General features: G+C 33.8%; 14 protein-coding genes. 1 reads left to right on the top strand and 13 read right to left on the bottom strand.

Annotation, left to right across the window (positions count from 1 at the left end; all coding sequences use genetic code 11):
- Positions 1 to 13: 13 nt before the first annotated feature.
- From IR010_RS12010 to IR010_RS11975, 8 genes are all read right to left on the bottom strand, one after another.
- Positions 14 to 436, bottom strand: a complete 423-nt coding sequence (locus tag IR010_RS12010; RefSeq protein WP_194569248.1) for a DUF1801 domain-containing protein — start codon at positions 434 to 436, stop codon at positions 14 to 16.
- Positions 437 to 442: 6 nt separating this feature from the next.
- Entirely contained in the window at positions 443 to 1,492 is a 1,050-nt protein-coding gene (locus tag IR010_RS12005) for a serine hydrolase domain-containing protein (protein ID WP_194604090.1), read from the bottom strand.
- A gap of 200 nt (positions 1,493 to 1,692) precedes the next feature.
- Positions 1,693 to 2,061, bottom strand: coding sequence for a nuclear transport factor 2 family protein (locus tag IR010_RS12000; RefSeq protein WP_029272978.1), 369 nt, complete (start codon positions 2,059 to 2,061; stop codon positions 1,693 to 1,695).
- Between the two features lie 80 nt (positions 2,062 to 2,141).
- Entirely contained in the window at positions 2,142 to 2,354 is a 213-nt protein-coding gene (locus IR010_RS11995) for a hypothetical protein (RefSeq protein ID WP_029272979.1), read from the bottom strand.
- 5 nt (positions 2,355 to 2,359) lie between these two features.
- Positions 2,360 to 3,274 (bottom strand): helix-turn-helix domain-containing protein, encoded by a 915-nt coding sequence (locus IR010_RS11990; RefSeq protein ID WP_194569242.1) that lies wholly within the window; start codon positions 3,272 to 3,274, stop codon positions 2,360 to 2,362.
- A 12-nt stretch (positions 3,275 to 3,286) separates the two neighbouring features.
- On the bottom strand, positions 3,287 to 4,183 hold the full coding sequence (locus tag IR010_RS11985; protein WP_194604087.1) for an NmrA family NAD(P)-binding protein: 897 nt from the start codon (positions 4,181 to 4,183) through the stop codon (positions 3,287 to 3,289).
- 183 nt (positions 4,184 to 4,366) lie between these two features.
- On the bottom strand, positions 4,367 to 4,852 hold the full coding sequence (locus IR010_RS11980; protein WP_194569238.1) for an SRPBCC family protein: 486 nt from the start codon (positions 4,850 to 4,852) through the stop codon (positions 4,367 to 4,369).
- Positions 4,853 to 5,649: 797 nt separating this feature from the next.
- Positions 5,650 to 6,144 carry a DinB family protein gene (locus IR010_RS11975; RefSeq protein ID WP_194604084.1) on the bottom strand — a complete coding sequence of 165 codons (495 nt, stop codon included), beginning with the start codon at positions 6,142 to 6,144 and terminating at the stop codon, positions 5,650 to 5,652.
- A 181-nt stretch (positions 6,145 to 6,325) separates the two neighbouring features.
- Between IR010_RS11975 and IR010_RS11970 the strand changes: the two genes are divergently transcribed.
- Entirely contained in the window at positions 6,326 to 8,833 is a 2,508-nt protein-coding gene (locus IR010_RS11970) for a M14 family zinc carboxypeptidase (protein WP_194569234.1), read from the top strand.
- A gap of 276 nt (positions 8,834 to 9,109) precedes the next feature.
- Here IR010_RS11970 and IR010_RS11965 read toward each other — a convergent pair whose 3' ends face one another.
- The 5 genes from IR010_RS11965 to lpdA form a co-directional block, all read right to left on the bottom strand.
- Positions 9,110 to 9,544, bottom strand: coding sequence for a GNAT family N-acetyltransferase (locus IR010_RS11965; RefSeq protein WP_029272986.1), 435 nt, complete (start codon positions 9,542 to 9,544; stop codon positions 9,110 to 9,112).
- A 21-nt stretch (positions 9,545 to 9,565) separates the two neighbouring features.
- Positions 9,566 to 10,246 carry a DUF4919 domain-containing protein gene (locus IR010_RS11960; RefSeq protein WP_228515149.1) on the bottom strand — a complete coding sequence of 227 codons (681 nt, stop codon included), beginning with the start codon at positions 10,244 to 10,246 and terminating at the stop codon, positions 9,566 to 9,568.
- A gap of 276 nt (positions 10,247 to 10,522) precedes the next feature.
- Positions 10,523 to 10,912 carry a DUF1801 domain-containing protein gene (locus tag IR010_RS11955; protein WP_194604081.1) on the bottom strand — a complete coding sequence of 130 codons (390 nt, stop codon included), beginning with the start codon at positions 10,910 to 10,912 and terminating at the stop codon, positions 10,523 to 10,525.
- Positions 10,913 to 11,126: 214 nt separating this feature from the next.
- Positions 11,127 to 12,029 carry an arginase family protein gene (locus tag IR010_RS11950; protein ID WP_194604078.1) on the bottom strand — a complete coding sequence of 301 codons (903 nt, stop codon included), beginning with the start codon at positions 12,027 to 12,029 and terminating at the stop codon, positions 11,127 to 11,129.
- Between the two features lie 141 nt (positions 12,030 to 12,170).
- Entirely contained in the window at positions 12,171 to 13,559 is a 1,389-nt protein-coding gene (gene lpdA / locus IR010_RS11945) for a dihydrolipoyl dehydrogenase (RefSeq protein ID WP_029272991.1), read from the bottom strand.
- Between the last annotated feature and the right edge of the window lie 89 nt (positions 13,560 to 13,648).

Raw genomic sequence — 13,648 nt, 5'->3', positions numbered from 1 at the left:
TGACGGTCACAATTTAATTTGAAGGATACAATTTATTTAAATTTTGGACAGAAAGCAAAACCATTTTTTTGAGAATTTCAGCATCAATGTCAATTAGTTTTTTGATGTAAATACAGCCTTTTGCCGATTTGTGTTTGCCTAATTTAGAAAGTAATTCTTCTCTATTTTCAGGAGTAAGATATACGTAAAGCGAAATAGCCGCTTTTCTAGGAGAAAATCCAGCAAGCGGCGCATCACCCTCATGTCCGCTTTCATATTTGTAATGATAACTGCCAAAACCAATAATACTCGGTCCCCACATTTTAGCTTCAAACCCGGTTGTATTTTGCATTATTTTAATCAGTTCGAAAGCATCATTTCTTTTAATTTCATCCTCAACAGTATTTATAAAATCAACAACACTGCTTTCTGTTTCTGTGGTTTTATTTTTTGCCATCGTATTTTATTTTGAATTAAGTAGATCGCTTTTCAATAAAATGGTTTTGATTTTGAATTCAGAAATATAAAACAAATCAGAACTTTCATTCATCTCATTTTCTAAAACAATCAAACTGATATCGCTATCAGGAAAATACAAATTTACAGAAGAAAATCCGTCGCCCAAACCGGTGTGCCCAACATATTTTACAGTTTCTTTTTCAATAGTTCTTATGCCATAACCATAACCGTCTTTTTCTTTTCCAAAGAAATTGTGTTGCGACAAAACTGTATTTTTAACCATTTGATTGTAGAATGCCGGTTTCAGAATTTTCCCTTTATGAAGATTATTATTCCAAATGGCTAAATCTGAAACAGTAGAAATAATGCCATCTGCACCAAAACTTTCTGGTGTAATCTGTGATGAATTTTTTGGATCTAAAATATTTTTTGTATTAATATATCCGGTCGCTATATTTTGTGCTTTGTCTTTTGAATAGCAAAAAGTATGGTTCATTTTTAATTTCTTAAAAAGAGCTTCAGCTGCTTCAGCATACCTTTTTTTGGTGCTGAATTCTACTATTTTGCCCAGAAGATTAAAACTTAAATTTCCGTATTTAAAATCGGTTCCGGGTTTAAAAGCAAGCGGCTTCTGCAAATCGACAATTCCGTGTGTATGATTTAAAAGCTGATGAACAGTTACAGAATCTGCCCAGCTTTGTTTGAGTTCTGGCAGGTATTTTTTTATTGGCGCATTCAAATCGATTTTACCTTTTTCTGCTTCCAGCAAAATCAAAACCGCAGCAATTTGTTTGCTGTTCGACATAATCTCAAATTGACTGTCTAATTTTAGAGGTTTTTTAGTTTCAAAATTAGCAAAACCATACGCTTTAGAATATAATGTTTTTCCGTTTTTCGAAATCAAAACCACGCCATTAAATACTGGATTTTTTGTGTTTTGAATCAAGCTGTCGATTTTAGCTGAATAGTCGTCTTTTTTCTGAGCGAATGAATTGCAGTTTGAAAACAGGAAAAGGAAAAATAATAAAGAGCAAATTCTAAAAGTAGCGTTCATTTTGTAAAGTTGTTTTTTGTTTAAGGTTTCAGGTTAAAAGGAGATAAATTTACCGCAAAGCACGCTAAGATTTTTATGTAGCAGTATGTTTAACAACGACACAAAGCTCGCAAAGCTTGATCAACACAAAGCTTTGCGAACTTTGTGTTCTAGTTATAAAGCGATGTAAAAAAAATCTTAGCGTACTTTGCGGTTAAAAATCAAAACATTCCGTTTTCGTTAATTTTTTCAGCAGGAATTGGTTGTCCTAAATCCCAAAGTTCTACTATTTTATCTGCTTCAAACCTAAAAATATGAACGACGGCAGCGCCCAAGTCATTTGAATTTTGTTTTACATGCGAATGAACTGCAACCAAATCTCCATCTCTTAAAGCATGATGAATTTCAAAAGTTTTATTCGGATTTTTTCGTGATGATTCTTCCATTGCCAGCATCAGCGTCTGAGCATCTCCTTTAAAATAAGCATTATGATGCTTGAAATTCTCGCCAATGTAAAGTCGGAACGCTTCGTGAGAATGTCCTTTTGCAGCGAGTTTTAAAAAGTCTTGGGCTATATATTTCTTAGTCATAATTTTAAGGATAAAAAGATAACTAAGTTATGAAATTTAGAAGTATGTTTTCAAGGAAAAATGAGGGAAGCTGAAAAGTTTTAGAATTCCTCTGATTTAATTTTAGAAACGTCAATTCCCAGTTTTTCCAATTCTTTTTGACCTAAATCAGTTATATAAAAGTGCTTGTCTGTTGGTTTGTTTTTGGCAATCCATGCTTTATCTGCAAAATTTTCCATAAGAAGCTGTCCCAATTTGCCGCCAATATGTTCGTAGCACATTTTGGCTGGTTTTTTGTTGTTGAATTTTTCCATTATTCTTAATTAAAAGATTGTCTGAATTCTAAAGGAGAAAAATTTGTTTTGGTTTTGAATAATTTGCTGAAAGACTGCTGATGCTCAAAACCCAATTCAAAAGCAATTTCACTTATTGACAAATTTGTTGTCGAAAGTTTTTCTTTTGCTTTTTCGATCAATTTATCGTGTATGTGCTGTTGTGTACTTTGTCCGGTGTGCAGCTTTAATAAACTGCTTAAATAATTAGGAGAAACATTTAAACTTTCAGCAATGTAATGAACTGTAGGCAAACCTTTTTTAGCCAGAGAATCGCTGCCGAAATAATCACCAAGCAGTTTTTCTAAGCGTGCCAGAATTTGATGATTGCTTATTTTTCGAGTAATGAATTGACGGTTATAAAAACGTTCAGCGTAAGTAAGAAACAATTCGATTTGGGCAATAATAACGTCTTGGCTGAATTTATCTATATTAGACTGATATTCCTGCTGAATGTTTTTGACGATATTAATAAGCATATTCTCTTCTTTATCAGAAAGATGCAATGCCTCGTGAACAGAATATTCAAAATATTCGTATTGTTTTATTTTTTGTGCAAGCGGAGTATTCCACAAAAAATCAGGATGGATCAATAATGACCATCCTGTATGTTTTAGTGCTGCATTTCCTTCAATAGAAAAAACCTGACCGGGGGCAATAAATAGCAAAACGCCTTCTTTAAAATCATATTCCTGCTGGCCGTAACGCATTTTTGCATTGGCATTTCTTTTAATTGCAATAGAATAAAAATCCAGCATCAAACTTTTAGGTTCTTCCGCATTCAGGTATTTAATATCATCAAAATTATAAACACTGATTAACGGATGCTGCGGTTTAGGCAAATCTCTAAATTCATGAAATTCGCTTATACTTTTTATTCGATGCGGTTGCTGATTTGCCATGGTCTAAGGTACTTATTTCTGATTATAAATTGAAGCAAATTCTTTTGCATAATCTGCCAGTTTTACTTTTCCCATTTCGGCTGGTCTGTTGCGGTAATAATCTTCTCCTAATAAGCCGTTGTAAAGTCCGGCGTACATTTCGACTAAACCTGTCGCAATTTTAGGCTGCATACCCACAAAAATCAATCCGTTAAGGACTTCTTCATCGCTGATTAACTTCCATTTTAAATCTGGTTTTCCAATCGCTTCGCCTAAAATACGTGCTGTTTCATTTCCGTTAACTTCTTCGCTTGCAACGTAACGAACTTTTTTCCCATCAAGCGGTGTTGTCAATTCTTCTGCAATGGCGCTTGCGATATCATTTGGAGAAACCCACGGAATCAACTCTTCGCCGCCATAATTTGCGCTGATAAAACCTTGATTTTTTATCGCCGGAATATAAGCCAGTAAATTATAATAAAAAGAAGTTGGGCGCATATAGGTAATCGCAACATCTGAAAGTTGGTTTAAAACACCTTCGATTTCATTATAGCGCTGAATAATACCTGAGTTTTGTTTTAAATGTGCGCCAATACTGCTCAAGAAAACCACACGTTTCACACCCGATTTTGAAATGGCTTCGGCATAATTATTCCCGATATTTCTAGTAAAAGCGTCTAAATCAAGATTCGGATCGAAATAATTCGCACGCGGAATCATACAATAAACTGCATCGGCTCCGGTAAAAGCATTCGTTAAGAATATTGCATCTTCTACAGATCCAATTACTGCTTTTGCACCTAATTTTTCAATTTCGTCTTGATTTTCAGCTTTACTGCTGATGATCGAAATGTCGTGTCCTTTTTGTACCAATATATGGGCTAAAGGTTGGCTGATGTTCCCTAAAGAACCTGTAAGTATAATTTTCATCGTTCTATTTTTTGATGTTACAAAGTTGCGCAACAACAAACGAATAGATTTAGCCAAATCTACTATTGTCTTAGTCTAAAATGAGTTGCTAAGATTCTGATGTTCTAAGATTCTAATTTTTCCAAATAGTAGAATATGAGTTCTTATTTTTTTATCATTTTAATTATTAATCTGTGGGTAATTTTAGTTTTCAGATAATTTCTTTTCATTTTCTGTTTGAGGTTTTCCCGTGGCATTTGGTTCTCCTTTTCCGGTTGTTATCAGTTTTTGAAGACTATTCTGAATATAATTTGTCCAGGCATCTCGGCAGATTTCAAAACATTCGTAATCTGGAACTAATCCAAAATGAGTGAAACGAAGTGCTGTTTTTCCGTCTTTTTCGGAAATTTCAAAAGTAGGTTTTGTTCCAGTCCACTCAGTTTTGTCTTCTGTAAATTTGAAATAGTTTTTTTCAACCAGCCAAACAATTTTCTGATTCGGAATTACCTCAGTTAATTTTATTTTACAGCGGTGAACATCTTCATAATGATACTCAAATTCGTCATTTAGTTTAGCGGAATTCCCTTCAATTTCTTCTGACCACCAGCCACGAACATTGGCAACGGCATTAAAAACTTCTTGTGGAGTCTGATCTACTAATATAGTTGTGGTGAAATCTTTTGCACTCATTTTGTTTGATTTATAAATTAGAGTAACAAATTTACTATTTGAAAATCAATATTTTAGGGTTGATAAAGGACAATTTTGAGGGTTGTTTCAGACAGATTTTGAAGGTATGCCGGTTGTACGGATTTAAAAAGATTTGCGCGGATTGTTTTTTTTCATCGTGAATTTCGCGAATACCTTTGCGTCTTTCCGGTTAAAATTTATTTAACCTGTCTCTCCTAAAAATCCCAATCAATACATTAATAATATAAATTGGGGTTGCAATAAAAATAATTAATAAAATCTCACTCACTAAAACTACATTTATACTTTGATAATCATCAAATAGAGGAAAATTAGTATTCGTGTAGGTTCGAGGATTATAAAAGAAAACAATCCAATATAAAAGAAAACTTCCGAGTAAAATAACGGAATGAATTATAGTTAACAGTTTTATCAAGTGTTTTTTGAAAACGTACTGAACCAGCCAATACCCAAGACCGTTTAAAGTGTAGAATAAAAATAAAACGATAGCTAAATGATAATTAGCTATAACAAAATAAGTATCATGAACATTAATATCTACTGTACTATCAGGATTAAATAGCCCGATTATCAACATTATAACAGCAACGATCCAGAAGATGTGATAGACTTTAATTTTTTTAATATTCATATAATAAATGGAGTGTATAATTTTTAATTAAAAACATTCTGTACAAATCTTTAAGTCTGTAAAAATCCGTACTCGATCTAAGTAAAATTAGTTTAATCTCTTTCACATTGTTATAAACAATTAAAATATTCATGACAATAATAATTTAATAAAGACCATCTTCAGCCTCATAAATCCATTCTGGAGCGTTATCAATATTTTGACGCAGCAATAAATTCAGCTGAGCGGTATGATGCTGTACGTGACGCATATTATAAAGCAATATTTCGATAACATTATAACGCATGGTTTTCGATTCGTTTTCCCAATTGCTATTATAAATTTCATCAGTCATTTCTGCAAGAAGGCGACGTAATTTCTCGCGTCCGAATTCTAAATAAATCAAAACTTCTTCCTTAGTGTAAATCCTTTCAGGCATTCTGTCTTCAAATTCTGAAAGCGAAAATGGTGCAGGCGGTTCAAAACCCTCGGGTTCAAGAGTTAAATAATAATCTAAAAAGAATAATGTATGAAAAGCGTTGTAGCCAAATAGTATTTCAGTGTCCCAAAGTGATTCTGGACAAAGGTCAACAGCATTTTTGAGCATATCAATACTTCCTGCAAATTGGCGCCAAACTATTTCCTTTAAAGAATTGTCCATAGTGCTTTTGTTTTGTTAAACGAAAATACAAATTAAAACCATATTAAAGATTGTTTTGGTAATAGTTGACTTATAAAACAATAATGCAATCTTTTGTTTAAAATGGTAATATTTATTTCGATTTTTAGATTAGTATAAAGTAAATCCTTATTTTTAGCCATCAAGAAATTTAATCCAAATTATGAAGAAAACATTTTGCGCCGCAGTACTATTGTTGACCGCCTCTTTTTCTGTTTTTGCACAATTAAAAACACCATCAGAATTTATTCCGAATTACGGAAAACAAATTAGTTACTATCATCAGGTCGAAGATTATTTTAAGTATCTGACAGAACAGTCTCAATACATCAAAAAACAAAAATACGGGGCAACAAACGAACAGCGTGACTTGAATGTTTACTATATTTCGACTCCAGAAAATTTAGCAAATCTGGAACAAATCAGAAACAACAATTTAGCTTCGATAGGATTGTCGGACAGCAAAACCGCTTCTGCAGATGATAAAATTATCGTTTGGCTGAGTTTTAATGTTCACGGAAATGAATTTGCCGGAACCGAAAGCGCCTTGACTGTTGCGTACGAACTTTTGAATCCGTCGAACGAAGCAACGAAACAATGGCTGAAAAATACTGTTGTAATTCTTGATCCGTGTATAAATCCTGACGGCTATTCGCGTTACGGAAATTGGCTTAGAGAAATAACAGGCAAAAAAAATCACCCCGGCTTATACGACAGAGAGCATATGGAAGTTTGGCCAGGAGGAAGATACAATCACTACCTTTTTGATTTGAATAGAGATTGGGCTTGGCAAACGCAAGTTGAATCACAGCAGCGTATTAAATTATATAATCAATGGATGCCTCAGGTTCATACAGATGTGCACGAAATGAGCTATAATTCGCCTTACTTTTTTCCGCCCGCAGCAGAACCGCTGCATGAATTTATCGAGCAATATCAAAAGGATTTTCATAACGTCTTAGGAAAAAATATCTCTCAGAAATTCGACAAACAAAATTGGATGTACAATACTAGAGAACGATTTGATTTGTTTTATCCGAGTTATGGCGACACTTATCCAACGTATAATGGTGCTGTCGGATTAACATTAGAGCAGGGCGGAATAGGCGCTGGCCGAGAAGTTACCATGGAAAACGGGGCAAATGTGACTATAAAAGACAGATTAACACATCACGCCACAGCAGTCTTAACGGTTGTAGAAAGTGCTGCTTCTCAGAAAGATGTTTTATTGAAAGGTTTTAGAGATTTTCATTCCAATGCGCGAAAAAAAGCAAAAGGGATTTACAATACTTACGTTTTAAAAAGCAATCCTAAATTGGAACAAATGGCAGAATTGCTAAAGAAAAACGACATCGAATACAGTTATGCTGATGCGTCAGGAACTGCATCTGGATTTCATTATCAAAATAAAAAAACAGAAAGTTTTAAAATCGAACCGAATGATTTGATCATAAGAGCAGATCAGCCAAGATCTGTACTGGCGCAGGTTTTATTTGAACCAAATCAAAAATTAAATGATAGTTTGTCCTATGATATTACGGCTTGGGCTTTGCCGTTGGCGTATGGAGTAGAAGCATATGCAGTTAAAAACAGTGTTCAGATAAAAACAAAAGCCAAAATTGAAACTGCTGAGAAAACAGTTCCGGCAAGTGTTTACGCATTTTATGTGCCTTGGAACAATAGAACTTCGGCGCAAGTGGTTTCATTATTGCATCAGGCGGGAGTAAAAGTACGTTCGGCTATGAAAAAAGCGGTTTTTGGAACCATTACAATAGAACCAGGCGGTTTAATTATCAGCCGAGCCGATAATCCCAAAATAGCCGATTTTGAAAAAACAGTAAGCGAAATCATCAAAATAAAAACTGATTATAGTTTTATAACCACAGGATTTTCAACCAATTCTAAAGATATAGGAGGTGAGAATTTCGTTTTGCTGAAAGCTCCAAAAATCTTAATGTTATCCGGAAAAGGTGTGGTTTCGACCGAATTTGGCGCAACTTGGTATTATTTAGACGAAACAATAAGCTATCCGGTAAGTATTGTTGAAACGGCTAATTTTAGCCGAGTTAAATTGTATAATTACAATACATTAATTCTTTCTGACGGTTCTTATGATTTTTCAGACGATCAAAAAAAGCAAATTGACGAATGGATTAAAAACGGCGGAAAAGTAATTGCTATGAGCAGTGCTATTTCTTTATTTCAGGATCGCGAAGGCTACGCTTTGAGTTTATTTGCAAGCAAAGAAGACAAAGAAAAATCGGAGAAAGAAGAAAAGGAAATTGAACTTAAAAAACGCTTTTTAGATTTTGAAGGTTCAGAGAGAAGAGAAATTTCAGGGTCGATTCCGGGTGCGATTATCGAAAATAAATTAGATAAAACGTATCCGATGGCTTTTGGCTTAGGAAATAGTTATTTCAGTCTTAAAAGCAACGAGCGATCTTTTTCTCTTTTAAAGAGTGCTATTAACGTGGCTTATATTCCAAAAGATTATGTAAGTTATGGTTTTGTGGGCAATAACATCAAGAAAAAACTAAACGAAACGGTAAGTTTTGCAGTCGATAGAAGAGGCGACGGAAGTGTAATTTATATGATGGATAATCCGCTTTTTAGAGGTTTTTGGGAAAACGGAATTCTTTTATTCAGCAATTCACTTTTCTTAGTTAATTAAAAAAAAACGCTCTTCAGATAAAATTTGAAGAGCGTTTTTTTTAGGAGCAAATGGTATCGTTTTCAATTCAATGTCCCGTCCCGCTATCCGCTAAATCTTTTTTCTGCTAAAGAAGCAGAAAAAAGGATATCGCTTCTATCGGGGCTAGAGATAACGTCTATTTTTCAAAGGATCGAAAAACTTTTCTTTTCAATGGGATTTAATTTTTAATTAAAAGTATCTTTATTCCTTACAAAATCATTCTTTTGTCATAACAAATAGTTGCAAAAGTATATCCTACACAGAGAGTTTGTTTTCTAACTCAAACAAAATATAACCTCCATGCTCAGATTGTCCTCTTTCTTTAGCGACAAAACCTTTGCTAAAATAAAACTGAACAGCTTTGGTATTATTTTCTAAACATTTTAAAGAAAGAGGAAAACCTGTTTTTGCGATTGTAGCTTTTAATAATTCAGTTCCAATTCCTTGACCTTGATATTGCTGGTCAATGTATAAATGGTGAATAAAATTGCCTTTCATCCAAATCGAAATAAATCCAACCGGAACATTATTAAGAAGAGCAACTAAAATAAATTCTCTTTTAGTGTCTCTATCAAAGTCTTTTAATTGAAATTCTGAAGGATCAAGCCAAGAAAAAGTATTAATCCTTTCTTTTAAGAATAAGGTTCTTAATGGTTCGTAATCACTTTTTCTGATTTCAACTATTTTCATTGTATTAAAACTAATGCGCTTTTATTTCAATCCTTTCATTTCATTTTCCAGCATTTTTTCAATATTGAAAAAAATGCCGTCTACTTTATATTTTCCTTTTTCGAAACTTAAAAAATCACAATTGCCAACTAAAGATTGCGATTTGCTTTCGAGTTCGAAGACATTCAAAAGTACATATTCGTGATCAACCAATATCACATGAAAACCACTTTCGCATTTTTGCCCGTCTCCAGAAGATAAAATAGCATTTATAATACTATGAAATTTTACAGAAGTTTTTTGTGCCAAATCATCATCGCCTTTTAAGTGATAGACATAACCTAGAAAATTGAGTTGTTTTAAATCAAACGGAAAATCGCTTAAAGAATGATTAATTAAATTTATAACTTCATCATAATCTTTGGTTTCTAATTGCTCTTTGTTGTAAAATTCGTGAAGCTTTTTCTCGTCTGGCGATCGCCAAAAAGCATTGTATTTGGGCTGAAAAACATATCCGAAATACAAATGGCGATAATCATCATGCGTTAAAAGAGTGTCATTTTTGACTAGTCTTTCCATTAATTTAGGATAGTAATAAGAAGAATTTTTATCTTGAATTTCTTTTTCAATTGCTTTATAATCAGGAATTTTAAAATTATTTTCCTGGGCAAAAGCAGTAATTCCGACAAGGAAAATGGCAATGAGTAAAATTTTTCTCATCATGATTTTAGATTTAGATTGTGATTTTGGTTGAACTATAGTACAATTAATATTTAAATGTTTATTTACTATCTGAAATCTAAAGTTCAGAAAAAAGTGATTTTTAAAAAGAAGAATTAATTGCTGATCCTATTTCTATTATTGGTTTTTTTTAGATATAAATAAGTCAAAATTGGCAATCCAATTATTTGTAAAGCAAAGAAAAACATTTGATTTATCAAACCAGTAGAGCAATAACCAAGAAAAGATAAGTTCGACTAATATTCCGATCATATATTTTTATTTTAATCGCTCTAAAACTCCTTTTCGCTTCACAATGTTTTTATAATCCCATTGTATTTCGATTGCTTTTGTGATCCAGCGTTCTACATCTTCTTTAACAATTTGAGCAGAATCTGTATAACGAAATTCTGCAGCTTTGAAAGAACCTTCATTTGAAAGTTTTTCTTCATCAAAAGATTGACCGCTCCAGAATAGTAAACGAACAGAGCCTTTTAATTTGCTGTAACCCACAATCGGATTTCCTTCTAAAAACCAAACCGGATGTGCGTGCCAGATTTTATTTTCGGCATCAGGCAAATTTTTATTGATTATAAAAGCTAATTGATCACAGATTTCTTTGTCTGCACTGGTTTGTAAATTATTATAATCTTGTACGGATGCGTTCATAATAGAAAACTTTAATTTATTGATGGTAATACAATTATGAACTAAATTAGTGTTTTTTATTGCAAAATATAAATTGAAAAACAGAATTTATTTTGAAAACGATTTTGCGTTAGGGATAGGAGCGGTATCCTTTTTGTTTGTTCTTTAAAAACAAAAAGATATAGCGGATAGCCCGGCCGAAGGTAACGCCCAAATTAATAGACTAATTTTAAACTTAAAAATAGATATGCGTATTGAAAGTGTCTGTTATATTATCTACAAAATCTTTTGTGTATTGTCCGGTTTGGTCAAGATCTGGATCTAAAATGGTAATATCAAGTCCGCTTAGTTTTTCGCTTTGAAATAAATAGGAGGTAAGCTCATTGAATTCGTTGTAAGTAAGACCGTCGGGCGATCTGCTGTCGACGCATGGCATTATAGAATCGTTTAAAACATCGACATCGATATGTAGCCAGAAGCCGTCTAGATTCTTGTTTTTAACTTGAGTAAGAAAAGATTCAATACAATTTAAAATGCCTTGTTTTCTTAATTCGTAAAGACTGATATAAGTGGCAGAAGAATTTCTGATTTCGTTTTCGTATTCATCGTCGTATTCGCGATTGCCTACGCACCAAAGATTGTCTTCTTTTATATAGGGCGCTAAGTTTAGAATATTAGTCAATTTTTGATGCCCATTTCCGGTTACTATTGATGCTGCCATGCCACCAACTCCTCCAGTTTCAGATAGCGAAACATTCATAAAATCAGTGTGGCCGTCGAGATAAAACAAGCCGTAATTGCCTTTTTGTTTTAAAGCAATTGCTGGTCCTAGAAGAATACTGCAATCACCGCCAAGTACAAAAGGAAATTTATTTTGTGTAAGCAGATTATTTATTAAATATGCCTGTTCTCTGGCATAATGTACTAATGAATTTGCGTTGAGAATATTCGTTTCTGGATCCTTACTATTGGTATATTTTGGAGCATCAAGCCGTATAATGTTTTCAGTATTAAGAGCTTTGTGCAGATTGTGTTTCCAAAGCCAGTCTGGTAATTTTTTTACGCCAGGTTCTTTTCCGGGCTGTGGTTCTTTTAAGCCTAAATTGGATGGAAATTCGACTATGCGTAATTCTTTCATGACTTTTTTATTTAGTGATAAAGTTATGGAAATAAGATTTAGGTTGAAATAAAAAAAATCCGACTTGCTTTCACAAATCGGATTTTTTAAATTGAAAATAATATGTAACCGCATCAATGCAAGGCATCAACACAATGTTTTTTACAAGTGAATTACTTCGCCGTAGGCATCAGCCACAGCTTCCATAACAGCCTCGCTCATTGTTGGGTGAGGATGGATAGATTTAAGGATTTCGTGACCTGTAGTTTCTAGTTTACGGGCTACAACTGCTTCAGCAATCATATCTGTAACACCAGCACCAATCATGTGGCATCCTAACCATTCTCCGTATTTTGCGTCAAAGATTACTTTTACGAATCCGTCAGCTGCACCGGCCGCTTTTGCTTTTCCAGAAGCTGAGAATGGGAATTTACCAATTTTTAATTCGTATCCTTTTTCTTTAGCTTGTTTTTCAGTTAAACCTACAGAAGCAATTTCTGGAGTTGCATAAGTACAACCCGGAACGTTTCCGTAATCGATTGGGTCTACGTGTAAACCAGCAATTTTTTCTACACAGTTAATTCCTTCAGCAGAAGCCACGTGAGCCAAGGCTTGACCTGGAGTAACGTCTCCAATTGCGTAATATCCTGGAATGTTAGTTGCGTTGTATGCGTTTACTAAGATTTTATCTCTGTCAACAGCAATTCCAACTTCTTCTAAACCAATATTTTCGATGTTTGTTTTAATTCCAACTGCAGAAAGTACAATGTCAGCTTCAAGAATTTCTTCTCCTTTTGCTGTTTTTACCGTTGCTTTAACGCCAGTTCCAGTAGTATCAACCTTTTCAACAGAAGCGTTAGTCATAATTTTAACTCCTGCTTTTTTCATAGAACGCTCCATTTGTTTTGAAATGTCTTCGTCCTCAACAGGAACAATGTTTGGCATGAATTCTACGATAGTAACTTCAGTTCCCATAGAATTGTAGAAATGAGCGAACTCAACTCCAATTGCTCCAGAACCTACAATAATCATAGATTTTGGCTGTGTTGGCAATGTCATTGCCTGACGGTAACCAATTACTTTTACACCATCCTGAGGTAAGTTTGGCAACTCGCGAGAACGAGCTCCAGTTGCGATGATAATGTGATCAGCGCTATATTCAGTAACTTTATTGTCTTTATCTGTAACGTCAAGTTTTTTTCCTGGTTTTAGTTTTCCAAAACCTTCAATAACGTCAATTTTGTTTTTTTTCATTAAGAATTGAACCCCTTTGCTCATTCCGTCAGCAACACTGCGGCTTCTTTGAACCACTGCTGGGAAATCTTTATCGAATTCAGAAACTTTCAATCCGTAATCAGAAGCGTGTTTTAAGTAATCAAAAACCTGAGCTGATTTTAATAATGCTTTTGTTGGGATACATCCCCAGTTTAAACATACACCACCAAGGCTTTCTTTTTCAACTACAGCTACTTTAAAGCCTAATTGTGAAGCTCTAATAGCTGTTACATATCCGCCAGGGCCACTTCCTAAAACAATAACGTCGTATTTCATTTTTTTGGTTTTTAGTATTTATTACCGAAAATGAAGTTTAATTCCGAAACTCATTTTCCGATTTTTCTTTTGTTATTTGTGATTGCGAA

This window comes from Flavobacterium sp. MR2016-29 (genome assembly GCF_015350695.1).
In the GTDB taxonomy this organism is placed as follows: Bacteria; Bacteroidota; Bacteroidia; order Flavobacteriales; family Flavobacteriaceae; genus Flavobacterium.
Note: the sequence above shows the minus strand (reverse complement) of the source record. Positions and strands in the feature narration are given on the sequence as shown.